The 21,976-nt window shown below is 63.9% G+C and carries 20 protein-coding genes; 19 read left to right on the forward strand and 1 reads right to left on the reverse strand.

All coding sequences use genetic code 11. The annotated features are described in order from the left end of the window. The first annotated feature begins 74 nt into the window (after window positions 1-74). From ASD99_RS07650 to ASD99_RS07710, 13 genes are all read left to right on the forward strand, one after another. Window positions 75-1,649, forward strand: a complete 1,575-nt coding sequence (locus ASD99_RS07650; protein WP_057143166.1) for a phytoene desaturase family protein — start codon at window positions 75-77, stop codon at window positions 1,647-1,649. 112 nt (window positions 1,650-1,761) lie between these two features. Continuing rightward, window positions 1,762-3,291 (forward strand): ABC transporter substrate-binding protein, encoded by a 1,530-nt coding sequence (locus ASD99_RS07655; RefSeq protein WP_057143185.1) that lies wholly within the window; start codon window positions 1,762-1,764, stop codon window positions 3,289-3,291. 213 nt (window positions 3,292-3,504) lie between these two features. Beyond that, complete coding sequence (locus tag ASD99_RS07660) at window positions 3,505-4,512, forward strand: ABC transporter permease (protein ID WP_057143167.1); 1,008 nt, start codon at window positions 3,505-3,507, stop codon at window positions 4,510-4,512. Next, window positions 4,505-5,353 (forward strand): ABC transporter permease, encoded by an 849-nt coding sequence (locus ASD99_RS07665; RefSeq protein ID WP_056584724.1) that lies wholly within the window; start codon window positions 4,505-4,507, stop codon window positions 5,351-5,353. The genes ASD99_RS07660 and ASD99_RS07665 overlap by 8 nt, the downstream gene beginning before the upstream one ends. Beyond that, a complete protein-coding gene (locus tag ASD99_RS07670; protein ID WP_056584721.1) occupies window positions 5,350-6,231 on the forward strand; it encodes an ABC transporter ATP-binding protein in 882 nt (293 codons plus the stop codon). Before ASD99_RS07665 ends, ASD99_RS07670 begins: the two co-directional genes overlap by 4 nt. Next, the gene (locus tag ASD99_RS07675) at window positions 6,224-7,060 is read left to right on the forward strand and encodes an ATP-binding cassette domain-containing protein (RefSeq protein WP_056584718.1); all 837 of its coding nucleotides are present in this window, start codon (window positions 6,224-6,226) and stop codon (window positions 7,058-7,060) included. Before ASD99_RS07670 ends, ASD99_RS07675 begins: the two co-directional genes overlap by 8 nt. An 80-nt stretch (window positions 7,061-7,140) precedes the next feature. Further along, window positions 7,141-7,740 carry a VOC family protein gene (locus ASD99_RS07680; RefSeq protein ID WP_057143168.1) on the forward strand — a complete coding sequence of 200 codons (600 nt, stop codon included), beginning with the start codon at window positions 7,141-7,143 and terminating at the stop codon, window positions 7,738-7,740. A gap of 143 nt (window positions 7,741-7,883) precedes the next feature. Continuing rightward, window positions 7,884-10,178 carry a bifunctional salicylyl-CoA 5-hydroxylase/oxidoreductase gene (locus tag ASD99_RS07685; protein ID WP_057143169.1) on the forward strand — a complete coding sequence of 765 codons (2,295 nt, stop codon included), beginning with the start codon at window positions 7,884-7,886 and terminating at the stop codon, window positions 10,176-10,178. Further along, window positions 10,175-10,948, forward strand: a complete 774-nt coding sequence (locus tag ASD99_RS07690) for an SDR family NAD(P)-dependent oxidoreductase (RefSeq protein ID WP_057143170.1) — start codon at window positions 10,175-10,177, stop codon at window positions 10,946-10,948. Before ASD99_RS07685 ends, ASD99_RS07690 begins: the two co-directional genes overlap by 4 nt. Beyond that, on the forward strand, window positions 10,942-11,412 hold the full coding sequence (locus tag ASD99_RS07695; protein ID WP_057143171.1) for a MarR family winged helix-turn-helix transcriptional regulator: 471 nt from the start codon (window positions 10,942-10,944) through the stop codon (window positions 11,410-11,412). Before ASD99_RS07690 ends, ASD99_RS07695 begins: the two co-directional genes overlap by 7 nt. After that, the gene (locus ASD99_RS07700; RefSeq protein WP_056584703.1) at window positions 11,409-12,221 is read left to right on the forward strand and encodes an enoyl-CoA hydratase family protein; all 813 of its coding nucleotides are present in this window, start codon (window positions 11,409-11,411) and stop codon (window positions 12,219-12,221) included. The genes ASD99_RS07695 and ASD99_RS07700 overlap by 4 nt, the downstream gene beginning before the upstream one ends. Then, window positions 12,221-13,369: an acyl-CoA dehydrogenase family protein gene (locus tag ASD99_RS07705; protein ID WP_057143172.1), complete on the forward strand. Its 1,149-nt coding sequence runs from the start codon at window positions 12,221-12,223 to the stop codon at window positions 13,367-13,369. The genes ASD99_RS07700 and ASD99_RS07705 overlap by 1 nt, the downstream gene beginning before the upstream one ends. A 63-nt stretch (window positions 13,370-13,432) precedes the next feature. Beyond that, window positions 13,433-13,828 (forward strand): RidA family protein, encoded by a 396-nt coding sequence (locus ASD99_RS07710; protein WP_056584697.1) that lies wholly within the window; start codon window positions 13,433-13,435, stop codon window positions 13,826-13,828. A 24-nt stretch (window positions 13,829-13,852) separates the two neighbouring features. Here the strand turns inward: ASD99_RS07710 and ASD99_RS07715 are convergent, their stop codons facing one another. After that, complete coding sequence (locus ASD99_RS07715; protein ID WP_057143173.1) at window positions 13,853-14,944, reverse strand: LLM class flavin-dependent oxidoreductase; 1,092 nt, start codon at window positions 14,942-14,944, stop codon at window positions 13,853-13,855. Between the two features lie 122 nt (window positions 14,945-15,066). Here ASD99_RS07715 and ASD99_RS07720 point away from each other — a divergent pair, with 122 nt between their 5' ends. The 6 genes from ASD99_RS07720 to ASD99_RS07745 all read left to right on the forward strand — a co-directional run bounded on the left by ASD99_RS07720 (window position 15,067) and on the right by ASD99_RS07745 (window position 21,634). After that, entirely contained in the window at window positions 15,067-15,828 is a 762-nt protein-coding gene (locus ASD99_RS07720) for an HpcH/HpaI aldolase family protein (RefSeq protein ID WP_057143186.1), read from the forward strand. Window positions 15,829-16,018: 190 nt separating this feature from the next. Continuing rightward, window positions 16,019-17,218, forward strand: a complete 1,200-nt coding sequence (locus tag ASD99_RS07725; protein ID WP_057143174.1) for a pyridoxal phosphate-dependent aminotransferase — start codon at window positions 16,019-16,021, stop codon at window positions 17,216-17,218. A gap of 73 nt (window positions 17,219-17,291) precedes the next feature. Further along, on the forward strand, window positions 17,292-18,089 hold the full coding sequence (locus ASD99_RS07730; RefSeq protein WP_056584689.1) for an ABC transporter substrate-binding protein: 798 nt from the start codon (window positions 17,292-17,294) through the stop codon (window positions 18,087-18,089). Window positions 18,090-18,241: 152 nt separating this feature from the next. Then, window positions 18,242-18,916, forward strand: a complete 675-nt coding sequence (locus ASD99_RS07735; RefSeq protein WP_057143175.1) for an amino acid ABC transporter permease — start codon at window positions 18,242-18,244, stop codon at window positions 18,914-18,916. 46 nt (window positions 18,917-18,962) lie between these two features. Then, entirely contained in the window at window positions 18,963-20,237 is a 1,275-nt protein-coding gene (locus ASD99_RS07740) for a cysteine desulfurase-like protein (RefSeq protein WP_057143176.1), read from the forward strand. Window positions 20,238-20,596: 359 nt separating this feature from the next. Next, on the forward strand, window positions 20,597-21,634 hold the full coding sequence (locus tag ASD99_RS07745; RefSeq protein WP_057143177.1) for an IS110 family transposase: 1,038 nt from the start codon (window positions 20,597-20,599) through the stop codon (window positions 21,632-21,634). The last annotated feature ends 342 nt before the right edge of the window (window positions 21,635-21,976 follow it).

The following is a 21,976-nucleotide window of genomic DNA, read 5'->3' on the forward strand; positions in this document are numbered from 1 at the left end:
CCCTTAATATCCTACTAGACGAAAACATATGCATCTGCAATTATCTTTAAGCATAAAGGAAATGGGAACGGGGCGTGAGCGAGTTCGACGCCATCTTTGTCGGGGCGGGCCACAACAGTCTGGCATGCGCCGCGCATTTGGCGCTCAAAGGTTGGAAAACCGGGATTTTCGAGCGCAGCGCAACAGTCGGCGGCGCCGTCCAGACGCGCGAATTCACCCTTCCCGGCTTCCGCCACGATTTCGGCGCGATGAATCTGAGCCTGTTTGCCGGCTCGGCCTTCCACCAGAAATATGCAAATGAATTGAAAGCACAGGGACTGGAATTCGCCCCGGTCGCCGACTGTTTCGCCAGCGCCTTTCCGGACGGGCGCTGGTTCGGCGTCAGCAACGATCTGGAAAAGACCGCCGCGCGCATGGCCGCCTTCTCCGCCACTGACGCCGCGACATGGCGCGGACTGGTCGCCGCCTTTCCGGCGGAGGCCGAGCATCTGTTCCGGCTGCTGGGTTCGCCGATGAGCGCCCGCGCGCTTGCCGGCATCGCGTGGAACCTGTGGCGCAAGAAGGGTATTGCCGGCGCGCTCGATACCGGCCAACTGCTGCTGTCCTCACCCCGCGTCTGGCTGGAGCAAACTTTCGAGTCGCCGCATGTGCGGGCAACGCTCGCTACCTGGGGCATGCATCTCGACTTCGCCCCCGACATCGCCGGCGGTGCCGTGTTCCCCTATCTGGAATCGATGGCCAACCAGAGTTTCGGCATGGTGCTGGGCAAGGGGGGCGCCGACACCATCATCCGCGCCCTGTCGGGCATGGTCACGTCAGCCGGCGGCAAGATCGTCACCGATGCCGAAGTGGCCGAGATCATCGTTTCCGCCGGCAAGGCGACCGGCGTGCGGCTTGCTTCCGGTGAGACGCATACCGCGACCAGGGCGGTCATTGCCGGCGTCGCGCCCAAGGCGCTGACCGGCAAACTGCTGCCCAATGGTTCGGGTGACGCCGGCTTCGACACGGCGATGCAAAAATTCCGCCACGCGCCCGGCACGATGATGATCCATCTGGCGCTGGATGATCTGCCCGACTGGCGCGCCGGAGCGGAGCTTCGACAATTCGCCTATGTGCATCTGTCGCCGTCGCTCGATGCCATGTCGCGCACCTATCAGCAAGCGATGGCGGGGATGTTGCCGGACGAGCCGGTGCTGGTCGTCGGCCAGCCGACAGCGATCGACCCGTCGCGGGCGCCCGCAGGCAAGCATGTGCTGTGGGTGCAGGTGCGCATGCTGCCCGCCGAAATCACAGGCGATGCCACTGGCAAGATCGCCCCAGGGCATTGGGACAAGGTCAAGGAGCTCTACGCCGACCGCGCCCTCGACATCATCGAGACCTATGCGCCCGGCCTGCGAAGGAAGATCCTCGGCCAGGCGGTGTTCTCACCCATCGATCTCGAGCGTGAAAACCCGAACCTCGTCGGTGGCGACCAGGTCTGCGGCAGCCATCATCTGACGCAGAACTTTTTGTTCCGGCCGGCACGCGGATACGCCGGCTGGACCACGCCGGTCGGTAACCTTCATCTCACGGGGGCCGCGACATGGCCGGGCGCCGGCACCGGTGCGGCTTCCGGATACATGCTCGCGCAACAGCTTGGCGGGAGGTAGAGCCGAAGATTTCACGCAGGCGAAAGAGGGCAAGGCGCTGCTGCCCAAGAGCCTGAACAATGAACTGACGAAGCCGCGCGCAGAAAACAGAACACCAACAAGGGGAACGACCATGACAATCAACAGACGCGAATTGCTGGGATACAGTGCCGCGGCACTCGGGGTGGCCGCCGTCGGCCTGCCGCAGATCGCCAAGGCGGCCGCCGGGGAACTGACCATCGCCTACAACGTCAACCTGCCGTCCTGGGATCCGACCACCGGGCCTTCGGCTGTCAACCCGACCATCCAGGGCCTCTACCAGTCGGTGTTCGACCAGTTCATCCCGCAGAAGCCCGACCTGTCCTTCGCCCCCGGCCTGCTCACCGAATGGGGCTGGAACGACGACCGCACCAAGATCATGATGACGGTGCGCGAAGGCGTGACCTGGCACGACGGCTCGCCGTTCACTGCCGAGGACGTGGTCTGGTCGCTGCAGCGGGCGGGTGACGAGAAGACCGGCAACCCGATCCAGTTCGTCTGGAAGAACGTCAACAACTTCAAGATCGACGGCAACAAGATCACCGGCGACGTGGTGCAGTTCGACCCGGTTTATTTCAAGTGGATGTCGTTTCTGACCGGCTACATCATGCCGAAAGCCTACTACGAGAAGGTCGGCGCCGAAGGTTTCGAGAAGGCGCCGATCGGCACTGGCCCCTACATGGTCGAGAAATTCGAGCGCAACGCCTTCCTGCGGCTGAAGGCCAACCCGAACTATTGGGGCGGCAAGCCGGCCTTCGAGAATGTGACGATCAAGTTCGTCGCCGATGCGGCGAGCCGCGTCGCTGAGATCGAATCCGGCTCCTCGCAGGTGACGCTGGAGATTCCCTATGAGGAGTATGACCGGCTGATCGCCAAGGACGGGCTGGCCGGCTCGTGCAAGAACGTCTCCGACATCGGCATGATCTTCTTCAACGACATCGAGGCGATGCTGGACAAGAACGTCCGCCAGGCAGCCGTCATGTCGATCGACAAGAAGCTGCTGGTCGACCGCCTGCTGCGCGGCTACGGCCAGCCGATCGACACGCTGGAAACGCCGGAATACGCGGCCTACGATGCGTCGATCAAGGTCGAGCACAATCCGGAAAAGGCGAAGGAACTGCTCGCTGCCTCCGGCTATTCGCCGGAAAAGCCGGTCAAGTTCACCATCCAGACGACCAAGGGCTTCAAGCCCAAGGACTATGAGATGATCCAGGCGATCGTCGGCATGTGGCGCAAGGTCGGCATCGAGGCGACGATCGAGGTCTACGAGATCGCCAAGCACTATGAGCTGCGCGCCGCCGACAAGCTGGCGCCGGCCGCCTTCTACAACTGGGGCAATGCCATCGGCGATCCGACCACCTCGACCGGCTTTGCCATGTACGGCCCGAGCCCGCATTCGGTGTGGGACAGCCAGGACCTGATCGACATGATCAACCCGCTGTGGGGCGAAAAGGACGAGGCCAAGCGCATCGCCGGATGGAAGGCCGTCGACAAATACATCGCCGAGCAGGCCTATGTGCTGCCGCTGATGCAGTATGCGCAGCCGATCGTGCATGCCAAGAGCGTCAATGTGGTGCAGCATGTGTCCGGCGCGCTGCTGCCGGCCCTGATGACCCCGGCCTGAGACAGGCGAGAGGCACGCTGTCGCAAGACGGCGTGCCTTCCAATTTGCGCAGGCCCCCTCATCCGGCCCTTCGGGCCACCTTCTCCCCGCTGGGAGAAGAGCTGGCTCAGCCGTCAGCGACCTCTTCTCCCCTCGGGGAGAAGGTGGCCGCGAAGCGGCCGGATGAGGGGGCTGTTCGTTCCAGTCACTGAAACGCATTAGGCCTACGCCAGAATGCTCCTGCAAAGATTCCTGATCCGTCTTCTGACGATGCTGATCACGCTGTTCGGCGTGGCCGTCGTCGTCTTTGTCGTGATCCGCGTCGCGCCCGGCGATCCGATCGCCATGATGCTGCCGCCCGGCGCGACGGATGCCGACATCGCCCGGCTGCGCGCGCTCTATGGGCTCGACAAGACCATCGTGCAGCAATTCTTCATCTGGCTGTCCGGCGTGGCCAGGGGCGATTTCGGCACCTCGATCTCGCTGCGGCAAGACGTACTCGGCCTTGTCTTTAACCGGCTGCCGGCGACGCTGGAACTCGCGATCGTCGCGCTCATCATGGCGGTGGCGCTCGGCGGCACGACGGCGGTCATCGGCGCACGCGAACGCGGCACGGCGGTCGAGGCCGGCATCGACATCGCCAGCGGCGCGGCACTCTCCATTCCCGATTTCCTATGGGGCCTGGTGCTGATCCTTCTGTTCGGCGTGCTGGTGCCGATCTTCGACATTTCCGGCCGGGTGTCGCCGCAGCTCGACCTACCCTTCGTCACCCAGTTCTATCTGTTCGAGAGCTTGCTTCGCCTGCGCCTCGACCTCACCTGGGATCTCCTGAAGCACATGCTGATGCCGGCGGTGGCGCTGGCGCTGCCCCTGGCGGCGATCATCTCGCAGCTGTTGAAACAGTCGCTCAAGGAAGTGCTCGACCTCGACTATGTCGTGCTGGCGCGGGTGAAGGGGTTTTCGGAAACGCAGGTCATCCTGCGCGAGGCGCTCAAGAATGCCGCCCTGCCGACGCTGACGCTGGTCGGCGTGCAGTTCACTTTCCTCATCGGTGGCACGGTCATCGTCGAACGGCTGTTTTCCTATGAAGGCCTCGGCAATATGGCGATCGATGCCGTCATCAACCGCGACCTGCCGCTGATCCAGGGCATCGTGCTGGTCTTCGCGCTGCTGTTCGTGCTGATCAACCTCACCGTCGACATGATGTACGCCCTGCTTAATCCGAGGCTGCGCCATGGATGAGGGCCGTACTCCAAGGCGTGGTATCTCCCCGCGCTTGTGGTTGGCCGGCGGCTGGCTGATGCTGGCGCTTCTGGCAGCAATCTTTGCGCCGCTGGTCGCGCCGCAAGACCCGCTGGCGCAGGATCTGATGCTGGAGCGGCTGCCGCCGTTCTGGATGAATGGTGCCGAGCCCGGCTATTGGCTCGGCACCGACAGCCTCGGCCGCGATCTTCTGTCCCGGCTGATCTTCGGCGGCCGCATCGCCTTCATCGTCGCTTTCGCCGCGGCCATCGCCGCATGCATGGTCGGCTCGACGCTTGGGCTGGTCGCCGGCTATTTCGGCGGCTGGGCCGACCGCATCATCTCGCGCATCGTCGATGTCTGGATGGCGTTTCCGCCGGTGCTGTTCGCCATCCTTCTGGTTGCCGTGCTCGGCACTGGTCTCAGTTCCGTCATCCTCGCCATCGCCATCATCGACTGGACGCGTTTCTGCCGGGTGATCCGTGCCGAGACCATGGGCCAGTCACGCATGGACTATGTCGAGAATGCCCGCATCGCCGGCTATGGCCGCATCGGCATCATGCTGCGCGAAGTGCTGCCCAATGTCGTGCCGTCGATCGTCGCGCTGCTGTCGCTGGAAATGGGCATCGCCGTTATCGTCGAGGCGATCCTCTCCTTCGTCAATCTGTCGATCTCGACCGACGATCCAACCTGGGGCGGCATCATCGCCGAGGGCCGGCTGTCTATCCACCAGGCCTGGTGGGTGCTGGTGTTTCCGCTGATCACGCTGATCCTCACCGTGCTGTCGTTCAGCCAGTTCGGCGAGGCGCTGAAGACGCGCTTCGATCCGGTGCTGCGATGAGCGCCATCTGTCTGGACATCAGCGATCTAAGCGCCGTGCTGCCGAACGGCCAGCGCGTGCTGCGCTCGGTGTCGCTTGCCGTCCAGCCCGGCGAGGTCCGCGCCCTGGTCGGCGAGAGCGGTGCCGGCAAGACGATGATCGGCAAGGCGGTGCTCGGTGTCCTGCCGTCGAGCGTGCGCGTTGTCGCGGGCGACATAAGGCTTGAAGGCGAAGACCTCGGCAAGCTTCCGCCCAAGGCACGGCGTACGCTGATCGGCGCGCGCACGGCACTGATACCGCAGGATCCGCTGACCGCCCTCAACCCGTCACGACGCATCGGCTCGCAGATGACCGACCGGCTGGTGCGCATCCTCGGCTGGAACGGGCAAAAGGCCGACACCCGCATTCGCCAGTTGCTCGACGAGGTGCAGATCCGCGACCCCGAACGCGTGCTCAAAAGCTATCCGCACGAGTTGTCCGGCGGCATGCGCCAGCGCGTGCTGATCGCCGCCGCTTTCGCCGCCGAGCCGCGGCTGATCGTCGCCGACGAGCCGACGACGGCGCTCGACGTCACCGTGCAGAAGCAGATCCTGCGGCTGATCGTGCAATTGCAGCGCGAACACGGCACGGCGATCCTGTTCGTCACTCATGATCTCGGCGTCGTCGCCAAAATCAGCCAGAAGGTGTCGGTGCTCTATGCGGGCAAGGTGGTTGAGGAGGCAGACACGGCCGCTCTCTTCGCCGCCCCGCAGCACCCCTACACACGCGCGCTGATGGCCGCGACGCCGCGTTACACCGACCCCTTCGCCTCGCTGAAGCCGGTGGACGAGGCGGTGCTAGCCGGACTTGCTTCAGAGATCGCTGCCGCCGACCAGGCCTGGAAGCGACCCCATGGCTGAGCCGCTGTTTTCCGTGCGTGGGCTAAACGTAGCCTTGCCCGACATGACGCGCAAGCCGCTGATCGGCCGCGCGCCGCTGGCCGATATCCTCAAAGGCCTGGATTTCGATCTTCCGAGGGGTTCGGTTACCGGCATCGTCGGCGAATCCGGATCGGGCAAGTCGACGCTCGGCCGCGCTTTGGTGCGCCTCTTGGAGCCCAGCGCCGGCAGCATCAGCTTCGACGGCCTGGATATCACCCATCTGCCTGAGGCGGAGCTCAGGCCACTGCGCCGCAATTTGCAGATGATCTTCCAGGATCCGATGTCGTCGCTCAACCCGCGCCGCACCATTGCCAGCATCATCGCCGCACCGCTGAAGCAGAACGGCCTTGGCGACAACCTGAAAGCCCGCGTCGCCGAAGCGCTGCAGCGTGTCGGCCTGCCGCAGAGCTTCGCCAGCCGCTACCGCCACGAACTGTCCGGAGGCCAGCGCCAGCGCGTCGGCATCGCGCGCGCGCTGGCGCTGTCACCGAAATTCGTGCTGGCCGACGAGATCGTCTCCGGCCTCGACGTGTCGACACAGGCGCAGATCCTGACCCTGCTGGAAAAGCTGGCGGCGGAGATGGGCCTGACCGTTGCTTTCATTAGCCACGATTTGTCGGTCATCCGGCGGCTGTGCAAGCAGGTGATTGTCATGCGCGAAGGCGTGATCGTCGAAGCGAGCGCCACCGACGCCTTGTTCGACAACCCGCGGCAGGCCTACACGCGCGACCTCATCGCAGCCATTCCGCTGCCTGAAATCGATGCGGGCTGGCTGGACATCCCTGCCGCCATCAAAGCCCCGACATGAATGCACACGCACGCCGAAAAGCGGGCTTCGGTCGTGCGACCGGCAAATGACCCAAGTCCCGCCAATGGAGGAGGACTGACATGAAGAGGATACTTCGAAACGCAACGCTCGCCGCCGCTGTCCTTGGCAGCGCCGGCATGGCCGCCGCCAGCTCGATCCCCGGCATGCGCGGGCACGATCACACCGGCATCACGGTTCCCGACATGAAGCAGGCGGTCGACTTCTTCACCGAGGTGGTCGGTTGCAAGAAGGCGATGTCGTTCGGCCCGTTCGCCGACGACAAGGGCACGTTCATGCAGGACGTGCTAGGCGTCGATCCGAAGGCGGTGATCGAAGAGATCACCATGGTCCGCTGCGGCTATGGGTCGAACATCGAGCTGTTCAAATACACCGCGCCCGACCAGAAAGACCTGACGCCGAAGAACAGCGACATAGGCGGCTTCCACATCGCCTTCTATGTCGACGATGTCGCCGCCGCCAAAGCCTATCTCGACGGCAAGGGCGTCAAGACGCGGATGGGGCCGTTGCCGGTTTCCGAAGGGCCGGCCGCTGGCCAGACCATTCTCTATTTCCAGGCGCCGTGGGGGCTGCAGCTGGAAGCGATCAGCTATCCCGATGGCATGGCCTATGAGAAGGGCGCCGAGACCGTTTTGTGGAGCCCGAAGAATCCGGAAAAGTGACCGCCGGCTGCGCGCTTGCTGGACGACACGCAAGCGCGCCGCCCGATGTTCGCACAATGATTTCGACATAAAACTTTAAGCTTGAAATATCTTGCCGCCGGCGCGATAATCACGAGACAGCAAGCGAAGAGGAGATCGCACAGATGAAGGTTGCGGTTCTCGGCGGTGGACCAGCCGGCCTCTACTTTGCCATTTCGATGAAGCTCAGGGATGCCGCGCACGACGTGACGGTGTTCGAGCGCAACCGCGCCGACGACACGTTCGGCTGGGGCGTCGTGCTGTCGGCCGAGACGCTCGACAATCTGTCGAAAAACGATCCGGTGAGCGCAGTCTGGATCAAGAAGCATTTCGCCTACTGGGACGACATCGCCGTCATCCATGATGGCGTGCGCACCGTTTCGACCGGACACGGTTTCTGCGGCATAGGCCGCAAGCGGCTGCTGGTCTTGCTGCAGCGCCGCGCCCGAGAACTCGGCGTCAAGCTGATGTTCGAGACTGATATCGCCGATCCCAAACCGTACATGGAAACGCATGATCTGGTCGTCGCGGCCGACGGCCTGAACTCCAGGGCGCGCAACACTTTCGTCGATATCTTCAAGCCCGACATCGACACCCGCAAATGCAAGTTCGTCTGGCTCGGCACCAACCAGAAGTTCGACGACGCCTTCACCTTCATCTTCGAGAAGACCGAGCATGGCTGGGTGTGGGCGCACGCCTACCAGTTCGACAGCGACACCGCGACGTTCATCGTCGAGTGCAGCGAACAGACCTGGGCTGCCTTCGGCTTCGGTGCGATGTCGCAGCAGGAATCGATCGCCGTTTGTGAGCGGATCTTCGAAAAACATCTCGGCGGCCACGCGCTGATGACCAATGCCAACCACATCCGCGGCTCGGCATGGATCAACTTCCCGCGCGTACTGTGCGAGCGCTGGTCCTACAAGAATCTCGCCCTGATGGGCGATGCGGCGGCGTCCGCCCATTTCTCGATCGGCTCTGGCACCAAACTCGCACTGGAAAGTGCCGTGGCTCTGGCCGAGTATGTCGAAGCCGAGCCGGACCTCGACGCCGCGTTCCGCAAATACGAGGATGCACGCCGCACCGAGGTGCTCAAGCTGCAATCGGCGGCGCGCAATTCGCTGGAATGGTTCGAGGAGGTCGAGCGCTACCTTGGCCTCGATCCGGTGCAGTTCAACTATTCGCTTTTGACCCGCTCGCAGCGCATCAGCCACGAGAATTTGCGGCTGCGCGATGCGGAATGGCTGGGCGGCGCCGAAGAATGGTTCCAGCGCCAGGCAGGCGCTGGCGGCAACAGCCTGCGCCGCGCGCCGATGTTCGCGCCGTTCAAGCTGCGCGACATGAGGCTGCAGAACCGCGTCGTCGTTTCGCCGATGGCGCAGTACAAGGCCGTCGACGGCTGTCCGACCGACTGGCATTTCACCCATTATGCCGAGCGGGCCAAGGGCGGCGCCGGGCTCATCTATATCGAGATGACCTGCGTCAGCCCGGAAGGGCGCATCACGCCCGGCTGTCCCGGCTTCTATGCGCCCGAACATGAAGTGGCGTGGAGGCGGCTGGTCGATTTCGTCCACATCGAGACCGAGGCCAAGATCTGCGCCCAGATCGGCCATTCCGGCGCCAAGGGTTCGACCCGGCTCGGCTGGGAAGGCACCGACGTGCCGCTGGCCTCGGGCAACTGGCCTGTGATGGCGGCATCGGCTGCCGCGTGGTCGCCGCAGAATCAGGTGCCGAAGGCGATGGACCGCGCCGACATGGACAAAGTGCGCGACGAATTCGTCGCCTCGGCCGAGATGGCCGATCGCTGCGGCTTCGACATGCTCGAGATCCACGCCGCACATGGCTATCTCCTGTCGTCCTTCATCACACCGGTCACCAACCGGCGCACGGATGCGTATGGCGGTTCGCTGGAAAACCGCATGCGCTATCCCCTGGAAATCTTCCGCGCGGTGCGCGCCGCCTGGCCAGCGGAGAAGCCGATCTCGATGCGCATTTCGGCCAATGACTGGGTCGGCATCGAAGGCGTGACGCCGGCCGATGCGGTCGAGATCGCGCGGCTGCTGCACGAAGCCGGGGTCGACATCTGCGACGTCTCGGCCGGCCAGACCTCGGCATTGGCGAAGCCGGTCTACGGCCGCATGTTCCAGACGCCGTTTTCCGATCGCATCCGCAACGAGGTCGGCATGGCGACGATGGCGGTCGGCAACATCTACGAGCCGGACCATGTCAACTCGATCCTGATGGCCGGCCGCGCCGATCTTGTGGCGCTGGCCCGGCCGCATCTCGCCGACCCCTACTGGACGCTGCATGCGGCGGTCACGCTCGGCGACCGCGGTGTCAAATGGCCTGATCCCTATCTGCCGGGACGCGACCAGCTCTACCGGCTGGCAGAGCGGGATGCGGCGGCGGGGCTGAAAGTATGACGGCCGCCACGATGATCCCCGGCAAGCACGCGCTCGTCACCGGTGGCGGTTCCGGCGTTGGCCGGGCAATCTCGCTGGCGCTGGCCGGTGCCGGCATCGACGTCACCATCTGCGGCCGCCGGGAAGCGGAACTCGCCAAGGTGGCCGGTGAAAACGACCGCATCTTCGGCATCGCCGCCGACGTCACCGATGAGGCGGCGATGGCGTCGCTTTACGAGAGGGCACAAGCCGCGCGCGGGCCATTCGACATCGTCGTTGCCAATGCCGGCATGGCCGGCAGCACGCCGGGGCACAAGACCACGCTTGCCGACTGGCAGCGGACGCTCGACGTCAATTTGACCGGCGCCTTCCTGACGGTGAAGCCGGCGCTGGCCGGGATGGCCGCGCGCAAGATGGGGCGGATCGTGTTCGTCGCGTCCACGGCAGGGCTGAAAGGCTACGCCTATGTCGCGCCTTACGTCGCAGCCAAGCATGGCGTCGTCGGCCTGATGCGGGCGCTGGCGGCCGAAACCGCGAAATCGGGCGTCACCGTCAACGCCGTGTGCCCGGGCTTCGTCGAGACCGAAATGCTGGAAGAGTCCATCCAGCGCATCATCGAGAAGACCGGCCGCTCGGTCGAGCAGGCGCGGTCGAGCCTGGCCTCGACCAATCCGCAGGGCCGCTTCATCCAGCCGCAGGAGGTCGCCGCCGCCGTGCTGTGGCTCTGTGGCGACGCCGCCCAATCAATCACCGGACAGGCGATTTCCATCTCAGGAGGCGAAACATGGTAGCCGGCCCGCTGCCCGCGCCGTCGGGACCCGGCAAGGACCGCTTGCGTCTGTGGATCAGGCTGCTGCGTGCCTCGCGCACGATCGAGGCCGAGCTGCGCGAGCGCCTGAAGAAGGACTTCAATACGACGCTGCCGCGCTTCGATGTGATGGCAGCCCTTTATCGGGTGCCGGAGGGCATGCTGATGAGCGACCTGTCGCGCTTCCTGCTGGTGTCCAACGGCAATGTCACGGGCATTGTCGACCGGCTCGTCTCGGAAGGGCTGGTGGCACGTGCGAGGCGCAATGGCGACCGCCGCACATCGATGGTGCGGCTGACCGAGGAAGGCACGCAGGCCTTCGCCACCATCGCCTCGGCGCATGAAGGCTGGATCGGTGAATTGCTGGGCAAGGTCAGCGAGGACGACGCGCGCCGGCTGACCGGCATGCTGACCTCGTTCCGCAGCAACTGGGAGGGACGCGAATGACCGGGATGGCCGGGCGCAAGCCGAAGCATTTCCTCTGGGAGGTCGAAGGCAGGATCGCAAAGGTCCGGCTCGACCGGCCGGAGCGAAAGAACCCGCTGACCTTCGATAGCTATGCCGAGCTGCGCGACACATTCCGCGACCTTGTCTACGCCGACGACGTCGACGCCGTGGTGTTCCTCTCCAATGGCGGCAATTTCTGCTCCGGCGGCGATGTCCACGACATCATCGGGCCGCTGGTCAAGATGGACATGAAAGAGCTTCTCGCCTTCACCCGCATGACCGGCGATTTCGTCAAGGCGATGCTGAATTGCGGCAAGCCGATCATTGCGGCGGTCGACGGCGTCGCGGTCGGTGCCGGCGCCATCATTGCGATGAGCTCCGACATCCGCATCGCCACGCCGGAAGCGAGGACCGCATTCCTGTTCACCCGCGTCGGCCTCGCCGGCTGCGACATGGGCGCCTGCGCGATCCTGCCGCGCATCATCGGCCAGGGCCGCGCCGCCGAACTTCTCTACACCGGCCGCACCATGACGGCGGCGGAAGGCGAGCGCTGGGGGTTCTACAACCGGCTGGTCGATGCCGCATCGCTGGAGGCCGACGCACTCGACATGGCGGCGCGTATCGTCTCCGGCCCAACCTTCGCCCATGGCATCACCAAGACACAGCTCAACCAGGAATGGTCGATGGGTCTCGACCAGGCGATCGAAGCGGAAGCGCAGGCGCAAGCTATCTGCATGCAGACCCGCGACTTCGAGCGCGCCTACAAAGCGTTCGTGGCCAAGGAAAAGCCGGTGTTCGAGGGGAATTGATGGCTGACAAGAGTTTCCTCAACTGGCCGTTCTTCGAAGACCGCCATCGCGAGTGGGCCGAACGCCTGGACGCATGGTGCGCGAAAAACCTCCCTGTCGATCACCATGACGTCGATGCCGCCTGCCGCGAGCTGGTAGCGAAGCTCGGCCGGGACGGCTGGCTGAAGCCGACGGCGCTCGACACCGACAATCCGGCGCCACTCGACGTCCGAACTTTGTGCATCACGCGCGAGACGCTTGCCCGCCATGACGGGTTGGCCGATTTCGCCTTCGCCATGCAAGGGCTGGGCACCGGCGCGCTCAGCCTGTTCGGCACGCCGCAACAGCAGCAATGGCTTGCGAAGACACGTGCCGGCAAGGCGATTTCCGCCTTTGCCCTGTCGGAACCGCGCTCGGGATCGGATGTCGCCAACACGGAAATGACGGCGACCCGCGACGGCGACAGCTACATTCTGTCCGGTGAGAAAACCTGGATCTCCAATGGCGGCATCGCGGACCTCTATGTCGTCTTTGCCCGCACCGGCGAGGCGCCGGGCGCCAGGGGGCTCTCCGCCTTCCTTGTGCCTGGCGACGCCAAGGGCCTTGGCATTGCCGAACGCCTGGAAGTGATCGCGCCGCATCCGCTGGCGCGGCTGTCGTTCGATGCGGTCCGCCTGCCGGCCGCGGCACTGATCGGCAAGCCCGGCGACGGCTTCCGCATCGCCATGTCGGTGCTCGACGTGTTCCGCTCGACGGTCGGGGCGGCGGCACTTGGCTTTGCCCGCCGTGCGCTGGATGAAAGCATCAAACGCGTGGCCGAGCGCAAACTGTTCGGCGCGCCGATGGGCGAACTGCAAATGGTGCAGGGCCATATCGCCGACATGGCGCTCGATGTCGACGCGGCCGCCCTGCTGGTCTACCGCGCCGCGTGGACCAAGGACATGGGCGCGCCCCGCGTCACCCGCGAGGCGGCAATGGCCAAGCTTTTTGCCACCGACAAGGCGCAAGAGGTGATCGACAAGGCTGTGCAGCTGCATGGCGGCGACGGTGTCCGCAAAGGCCATATCGTCGAAAGCCTGTATCGCGAGATCCGCGCGCTGCGCATCTACGAGGGCGCTTCCGACGTGCAGAAAGTGGTGATTGCGCGGCAGGTGATGGGCGCTGCGTGATGGCAGAAATTTGACGCGCATTCGATTTTGGAAATTGGTTTTTTGAATACCGGGAGGTTTTGAATGCACACGATTCTGCAGCCGGAAGGCTGGGCAAAACCTGTCGGCTACGCCAATGGCGTCGCGGCACGCGGGCAGCTCGTCTTCGTAGGCGGACAGGTCGGCTGGAACGGGCAATGCCAGTTCGAGACCGACGATTTTGTTGGCCAGGTGCGGCAGACACTCGAGAACGTCGTCGCGGTGCTCGCGGAAGCTGGTGCGGGGCCGCAGCACATCACCTCGATGACCTGGTATTTCACCGACAAGGCCGAATACCTCGCCAACCTCAGGGGCATCGGCGAGGCCTATCGCGAGGTGATCGGCCGGCATTTTCCGGCGATGGCCGCCATGCAGGTGGTGGCGCTGGTCGAGGACCGCGCCAAGGTGGAGATCCAGGCTACCGCCGTCATCCCGGAATAAACTATTGATTCTCCCAGGAATGAATTATTCGCGCAGTCCCGCCTGTCTCAAAATCGGCAGCACGTGATCGCAGAAATAGGGCAGTTCCTGCGTGTAATTGACGAAGGATAGCGCGATGCCCTGATAGCCGTGCCCGGCAATGGCGGCCATGTCGGCGGCGATCGTTTCCGGCGTTCCGATCAGCGGGTAGGTGCCGGCGCCGCCGGCGAAACGTTGCCGATAGCGGTCATAGGCATGCGGGTCGTGCGATTGCGAGAATTCCTTCTTGCCCGCCATATGGGCATCGACCGCGTCATGGTCGGCCATATCAACGGCGTAACGGGTATAGTAGGTCTGCGCCTCCTCCATCGTCGGGCGGCAGACGACATGCGCCACGGTGTAGGCTCCGACGTCGCGGCCCGCCTTGTCGGCCCGCTCGCCGATGTCGGCGACGTGCTTGCCGGCGTCAGACATTTCGGAAAAGGTCGTGAACAGATAATCGCATCTTGCGGCGGCAAAATCTCGTCCCGGCCCGCCGAAAGCGGCGTTCATGGTCACCGGACGTGGAACCTGCAGGCTGGCCGGCCGGCTGACGGCTTCCTTGAGACGGTAATAAGTGCCCTCATAGTCGAGCGGCTCGGCCGAGGTATAGAGCTTTTCGAGAATTTCGATCCATTCCGCCGCCTGGTCGTAGCCCTTTTCGACCAGGGGCGTGCCGAACATGCCGAATTCCTTCGGGTTCCAGCCGCAAACGATGTTCAAGCCCGCGCGGCCCTGGCTGATATGGTCGACCGTCGCCAGCGCCTTGGCGGCGTAGAGCGGATGGACCAGCGGCACATGCACGGTCATGAACAGGCCGATCTGCTCGGTGGCCATGGCAAGTGCCGCCGCCCAGGTGAAGGTCTCGAACGACCATTCGCGCACCTTGTTGCGGCCGCCAAAGCCGCGCCAGCGCGCGATCGGCAACAAGAACTCCAGCCCGGCACGATCGGCGATCTGCGCCGCGGTCAGATTGTCCTGCCAACTCGCCGTCCAGCGTTCCGGCACGTCGGTGATGGCAAGCCCGCCGTCGGCATTGGTCGAAAAGACGCCGAGCTTCAGTCTGTTCGGGCCGTGCAAGGGGTGTGGTTTGTTCATGTGGCGACCTCCCGGCGAAGATCGCACGCTACGGCCCCGCAAAAATATTTCAAGCATGAAATAGCTTCGCCTTGCGATGGTTTGCGGATATGGATTCCAGCACGGCGAAAAAGGGGATCGGCATGAGCGAGTTCCGTCAGAAATGCATCGGCAAGACGAGCCTCGTCGGTTCCTTTGTCGCCATTCCCCATCCCGTCGCGGTCGAAGTGATGGCGCAGTCCGGCCTCGATTTCCTCTGCATCGACTGGGAACATGCGCAGATCTCGCGCGACATGATCGAGACCATGGTGCGTGCGGCCGACGTGCATCGCGTGCCGGCCATGGTGCGCGTTCCGGGCCATGCCCCTGAAGCCATCCAGGCGGCCTTGGACAGTGGCGCGCAAGGTGTGCTGGTGCCGCGCATATCGACCGCCGCCCAGGCCGCGATGGCCGTCAAAGCCTCGCGCTATCCGCCAAAAGGCGAGCGCGGCGTCGGTCCCGGCCGGGCCGCCGGCTACGGCTATCGCATTCCCGAATATCTTGCCGGCGCCAATGACAGGATCGTCGTCGCGATCCAGGTCGAGACATCAGAAGGGCTGGCCAACATCGGGGCGATCGCGGCCATCGACGGCATCGATGTGATCTTCGTCGGCCCCGGCGATCTTTCGATTTCTATCGATGCGCTCGGGCCGAAAGGCGCCGACAGGCTCAATGCGGCGATCCGCACGATCGTCGGCGTGACGATCGCACACGGCAAGGCCGCCGGCATATTTTGCACCAGCCCGCAGCCGGTCGGCCAATGGACGGCCATCGGCGCCAGCTTCTTCATCCTGGCCAGTGACACGATGTTTCTCGGCGCCGGCGCCGCGGCCAACTGTGCCGCCGCACGCGACGAACTGGCATGAGACGGGCGCGGCTAGCGCAAAAAGGCGTATCGGTACGGCAACAGGCCGGTCAAACTTTTTAAGCTTAAAACTTTCACCTTGAAAAGTGCCGCGCTTTGGATAAGCATTCCAGGATCGGTGGCGACGGCCGTACCGGACGGGCTTCCCGGCCAGTCCATCGTTATGCTCCGGGTGGGAGGGGTTTCAGTCCTTGTCGTTCGTACTGCCCCAGTCATCGTCCAGCGCGCGCTATGCTTTCGACGGCGTGCGCGCCCAGATTCGCGATCTGCACACAGAAAACATCGCCAACCTTGCCGTGCGCGCGCGCGAACTGGGCGATGTGATCGCGCTCTGGTACGGCGAAGGCGACATGGTGACGCCGGCTTTCATCCGCGACGCCGCCAAGGCAGCCTTCGATGAAGGCCTGACCTTCTACGTTCCCAACATGCGCGGCCATGGACCGTTGAACGAGGCGCTGTCGGAGTACCAGACGCGCGTGCACGGCCGGCCGATCCCGATCGCGCGCACCACCGTCACGCCTGGCGGCATGCAGGCACTGTATCTGGCGCTGGAACTGCTGGTCGATACCGGCAGCAACGTCGTCTATGTCGCGCCGCAATGGCCCAACATCCACAACGCCATCCACCTGATCGGCGGTGAGCCGCGGCCGTTCTCGCTCGACTTCAAGGGCGACTGGCATCTCGACCTCGACCGGCTGTTTGCGACCTGCGATGCACGCACGCGGGCGATCTTCCTGTCGACGCCGTCCAACCCGACCGGCTGGACCGCATCGCGCGAGGAGATGCAGGCACTGCTCGATTTCAGCCGGCGCACCGGCATCTGGATCATCTCCGACGAGGTCTATGGCCGGCTCTACTTCGACGGCGACGTTGCTCCCTCCATCCTGCAGATCGCCGAGGACGGCGACCGGGTGCTGTCGGTCAACAGCTTCTCCAAGGCCTGGGCGATGACCGGCTGGCGGATCGGCTGGCTGACACATCCATCAGGGGTGGCCGACCAGCTCGGCGCCATGACGCAATATGTCAACAGCGGCACGGCAGCTCCGATTCAGGCCGGCGCTGTCGCGGCCATCCGCCAGGGCGAACCGCTGGTCGAGGAGATCAGGCAAAGGATCAGGACCGGCCTCGATCTTGCCTATGACAGGCTGGCGCAGATTCCGGGCGTCATTCTGCCGACGAAACCGCGTGGCGGCATGTATGCCTTCTTCGCCATGGACGGCGAAAGCGACGCACGTCTTGCCTGCGCCAAAATCCTGGAGACGGCGCGCGTCGGGCTGGCGCCCGGCCATCTCTTCGGGAGTTCGGCAACGGCCTTCCTGCGGATGTGCGTCTGTCGTGAACGTGACCAGATAGCGACCGCGCTCGACCGCATGGTCGCTGCCATGAATTGACGCCCTGCCCGAAGCGGGACGGCAAGAAACCGTGCGGGAGCAACCCGCCCGATCAACAACAGAGGGAACACAAATGAGCTTCACTCGTCGCAAATTGCTTCTTCTCGCCGCCGCCATCGGCATCGCGGCCGGCCCCGCCACGGCCTATGCCGCCGATGTGCTGAATGTCGGCGCCTATCCGACCAATCCGCCCTTCGAATTCAAGAACGAGAGCGGCACCTTCGAGGGTTTCGAAGTCGACATCGTCAACGAAGCGGCAAAGCGCATCGGCATGACCACCGACATCGCCGATCTCGGCTTCCAGGCGCTGTTCGCCGCCACCACGTCAAAGCGCATCGACGTCGCCATCTCGTCGATCACCATCACGCCGGAGCGGCTGAAGTCGCAGTCGTTCACCCAGCCCTACTATGATTCCGACATGGGCATCGCCACCAAGACCGAAAGCCCAATCAAGGCCGAAGCCGACCTCAAGGGCAAGATCGTCGGTGTGCTGTCGGGCTCGACCGGCGAGACTTGGGTCAAGGCGCATCAGGAAGCCGACGGCTTCAGCGACGTGAAGGGTTATGACACGCAGCAGAACCTGCTGCTCGACCTCAGCGCCGGCCGCGTCGATGCCGCCGTCAGCGACATTCCGGGCATGGAATATTCCTTCACCAAGATGAAGGATCTGGTGGTCAAGGAGCGCATCAAGACCGGCGAACAGTACGGCCTGATGATGACCAAGGATCATCCGCTGCTCGGCAAGCTGAACGACGCGCTGAGCGCGATGAAGAAGGACGGCACGCTGGCCGCCATCCACAAGAAGTGGTTCGGCAGCGACGCACCCGCCGACTCTTCGACCATGAAGGAAATGCCGCTGCCGAAGGCCTGAGCTGAAAGCTGCGCTGACATCGTGCCGGCTTTCCAGGCCGGCACGATTCATTTCATGCGCCAGCGCCGGCTTCCGCGCAGACCATCTCGCCACTGGCGAGGTCGATTGGTTTTAACCTGAGCATCCTTGCTCTCGGGTTCGGGAACGCTCCCATGTCGCTGCTGGATACCTTCTTCAACCCCGATGTCATCATGTCCAGCCTGCCGGCGCTGCTGCGCGGCTTCCTGAACACGCTGCTGCTCGGCATTTTGAGCATCGGCATCGGCATCCCCATCGGCCTGGTGATCAGCCTGGTGCGGCTCTATGCGCCGAAGCCGCTGCGGTGGCTTGCGGTCGGCTACACCGACATCTTCCGCGCCCTGCCGGTGCTGGTCGTGCTGATCCTGATCTACTACGCGCTGCCCTTCCTCGGCATCCGCCTGTCGTCCTGGGCCTCCGCCGTGACTGCCTTCGCCTTCATCATGTCGGCCTACTCGGCCGAGGTCTTCCGCTCCGGCATCGAGAGCATTCCGCGCGGCCAGTTCGAGGCGTCGCAGGCGCTTGGCCTGCCGTTCCTCTTGACCTTGCGCAAGGTGGTGCTGCCGCAGGCGATCCGCGTCGTCATCCCGCCGATGACCAGCAACTGCGTCTCGATGTTCAAGGACACCTCGCTCGCCTCCACCGTGGCGCTGCCGGAACTCTTGAAGGAAGCGACCAACGCGCAGTCGCTCTACGCCAACCCCTCGCCGCTGATCGGCGCGGCCCTTGTCTATCTCATCTTCCTCTGGCCGATGGTCCGCCTCGTCAGCCTGCTTGAAGACCGCTTCAAGACCGAAAAGAAGCGCTGACCTCGCCAACTGATCCCCCCGCCAAGCACTTCGCAGGAGACTACCCGTGAACAAGCATCAGACCGACAATGCGGACGCCACCGCCTTCCCCGTCGACACCATCCGCTCCATGTTTCCAGCCTTGCAGCGGGCTGGCGACTTCATCTTTTTGGACAATGCGGCCGGCGCGCAGATCCCGCAGAGCGTGCTCGACGCGGTGACCAACCATCTGGTTTCGCACAATGTGCAGCGTGGCGGCCGCTATGGGCGCAGCGTCACCGTCGACCAGTCGGTCGCCGACGCTCGGACAAGCGTAGCGCTGCTCATCAACGCCTATAGCCCGGCCGAAATATGCTTCGGCATGAACGCCACCTCGTTCATTCGCCTGGTCAGCCTCGGCATCGGACAGATGCTCGGGGAACGCGACGAGATCGTCATCACCGACATGGACCACGACGCCAACATCGCGACATGGCTGGCGCTGGAGTCCGCCGGCGCCAAGTTCAAATGGTGGCGCATGCGCGAGGACGGCAATCTGCATGTCGACGATCTGCGCCCGCTGGTTTCCGACCGCACCCGTCTCGTTGCCTGCACGGTCACCGCGCATTCGATCGGCTCGATCGTCGATGTCGCTTCCGTGGCTGGTATCGCGCACGCGGCCGGCGCCGAAGTGTTCCTCGATTGCGTGCATTACGGACCGCACGGGCTGATCGACGTGCAGGCCTGGGACTGCGACTATCTCGTCTGCTCCGGCTACAAGAATTTCTCGCCGCATATGGGCTTCCTGTGGGGCCGCTTCGAAACGCTGAAGCGGCTGCCGACCTTCCGCGAGGATTTCATCCCCGACGAGCCGCCCTACAAGGTCGAGGCCGGCACCTTCATCTACGAGAACGTCTCCGGCATGGATGCCGCCGTGCAGTATCTCGAATTGATCGGCCGCAATCTGGCGCCCTCCAACAACCGCTCGCGGCGCGACAATATCGTTGCCGGCATGGGTGCTATCCGCGATTATGAGCTGGTGCTGGCGCGCGAGATGCTCGCCGTGCTCAAGGACTGCGGCGCGACCATCTATGGCGTTGCCGACGAGGCGCGCATCAATGAGCGCGTGCCGACCTTCTGCTTCAACATCGGCACACTGTCGCCGCAGCGTATCGTCGAGGAAATGGCCGAGATGCAGATCGGCATCCGCGACGGCCACATGTACGCGCCGCGGCTGATGAAGCGTCTCAACCTCTCGATGGACAGCGGCGCCATCCGCGCCTCGCTGGTCCACTACAACACGATCGAGGAAGTCCATCGTTTCGGCGCGGCGCTGCGCACCATCGTCGCCAAGCTGTCGTGATCGGCGTCTAGCAGGTTGTTGAAGAACTCAGAGATACCCGTTTTGACTCTGATCCGTGCCGGGTTTGATTCCGATACGTTCCGTGAACAAAGCAGTTTTTCAACAGATGGGGTGATTGGGGTCTCGGTCGAGCCTAACTGAGGGCGGCTGCTCCTGTCGGGATGTGAGAACGTGGTCGATGTGAATCGCCACAAACATCGGNTGCCGGGTGTGATTCCGATACGTTCCGTGAACAAAACAGTTTTTCAACAGATGGGGTGATTGGGGTCTCGGTCGAGCCTAACTGAGGGCGGCTGCTCCTGTCGGGATGTGAGAACGTGGTCGATGTGAATCGCCACAAACATCGGGAAGGAACAGCCATGAAGTATTTTGCCGGACTTGACGTGTCTTTGGAAGATACCGCGATTTGCGTGGTCGACGCGGCCGGGCGGATCGTGAAGGAAACGCGCGCGGCGAGCGAGCCGGAGGCGTTGTGCGACGTCCTGCGGAAAGTCGATCTGCCGCTGGAGCGGATCGGGCTGGAAGCGTGTTCGCTGACGGCCTGGCTTCACGACGGGCTGTGCGCCGGCGGCCTGCCGGCTATCTGCATCGAGACGCGGCGGGCCAATGCGGCGATGAAGACGATGCCTAACAAGACGGATCGGAATGACGCCCGGGCGCTGGCGCAGATCATGCGCACCGGCTGGTATCGGCAGGTGCATGTGAAGAACCGGCAGTGCCGGCTCTGGAGATCCCTCCTCGTCGCCCGCCGCACGGTGCTGAATGAAATGCGAACCATCGAGAACGTGATCCGGGCGATCCTGCGGGAGGCCGGCATCAAGCTGGGCAGGCCGTCGCGAACCGCCTTCGCCGGTCGTGTGCGCGAGTTGGCCGGCACAGATCCGGTTGTAATGCCGCTGGTCGAGCCGCTGCTAACGATCCTGGCCACAATGCTGGGAGAGTTCGTCCGCCTGACGAAGCAGGTTCTCGGGCTCGTTCGCAAGGAACAGGTCTGTCGGCGGCTGATGAGCGTTCCAGGTGTCGGGCCGATCACCGCGCTCGCCTTCCGCGCCACGATCGACCGGCCGGACCGCTTTCGCCGCTCGCGGGATGTCGGCGCGCATCTGGGACTGACCCCGGCGCGCTACCAGTCCGGTGAGACCGATATCCAGGGCAAAGTCAGCCGCTGCGGGGACGAACTGGCCCGCACAGCGCTTTACGAAGCAGCTCATACACTGCTCGTGCGCAGCAAGAAATGGTCGAGCCTGCGCGCGTGGGGCATGAACGTCGCCAAGCGGCGCGGTATGGCGCGAGCCCGTGTCGCGGTTGCCCGCAAGCTCGCCGTCATCCTACATCGCATGTGGAGCGACGCGTCCGAGTTCCGCTTCGGCAAGGAACCCGGTCTCGTATCGGCATGAAATGGACAACGGACAAATGAAGAAAGAGTTTCGCCCACAAGGGTGATCCTGGATCGTTCCCGTGGGGACGATGGGCAAGGCGATCTCGTTAGCAGGCACGATCCTGGGGCGAACTTTCCCAAGGTCGTTCAACAGATTGAGACGCCTCGCTCTCCTGACCCCATCATGCGGCGGCCCTGCGCCGACCGCGAAGAGAAGCGAGTGACCCGCGGGGCGACACGGTCCGAAAAAAACGCAACAGGAGCTTGACCTCAACAACCCCAATCAGAGAAGCCTGCTAGAGCAATTACAGGAAAAGTGTGAAACGGTTTTCCGTCCGGGATTGCGTCAAACAAAGAGTTG

The sequence above is a fragment of the Mesorhizobium sp. Root695 genome, assembly GCF_001428185.1.
Classification (GTDB): domain Bacteria; phylum Pseudomonadota; class Alphaproteobacteria; order Rhizobiales; family Rhizobiaceae; genus Mesorhizobium.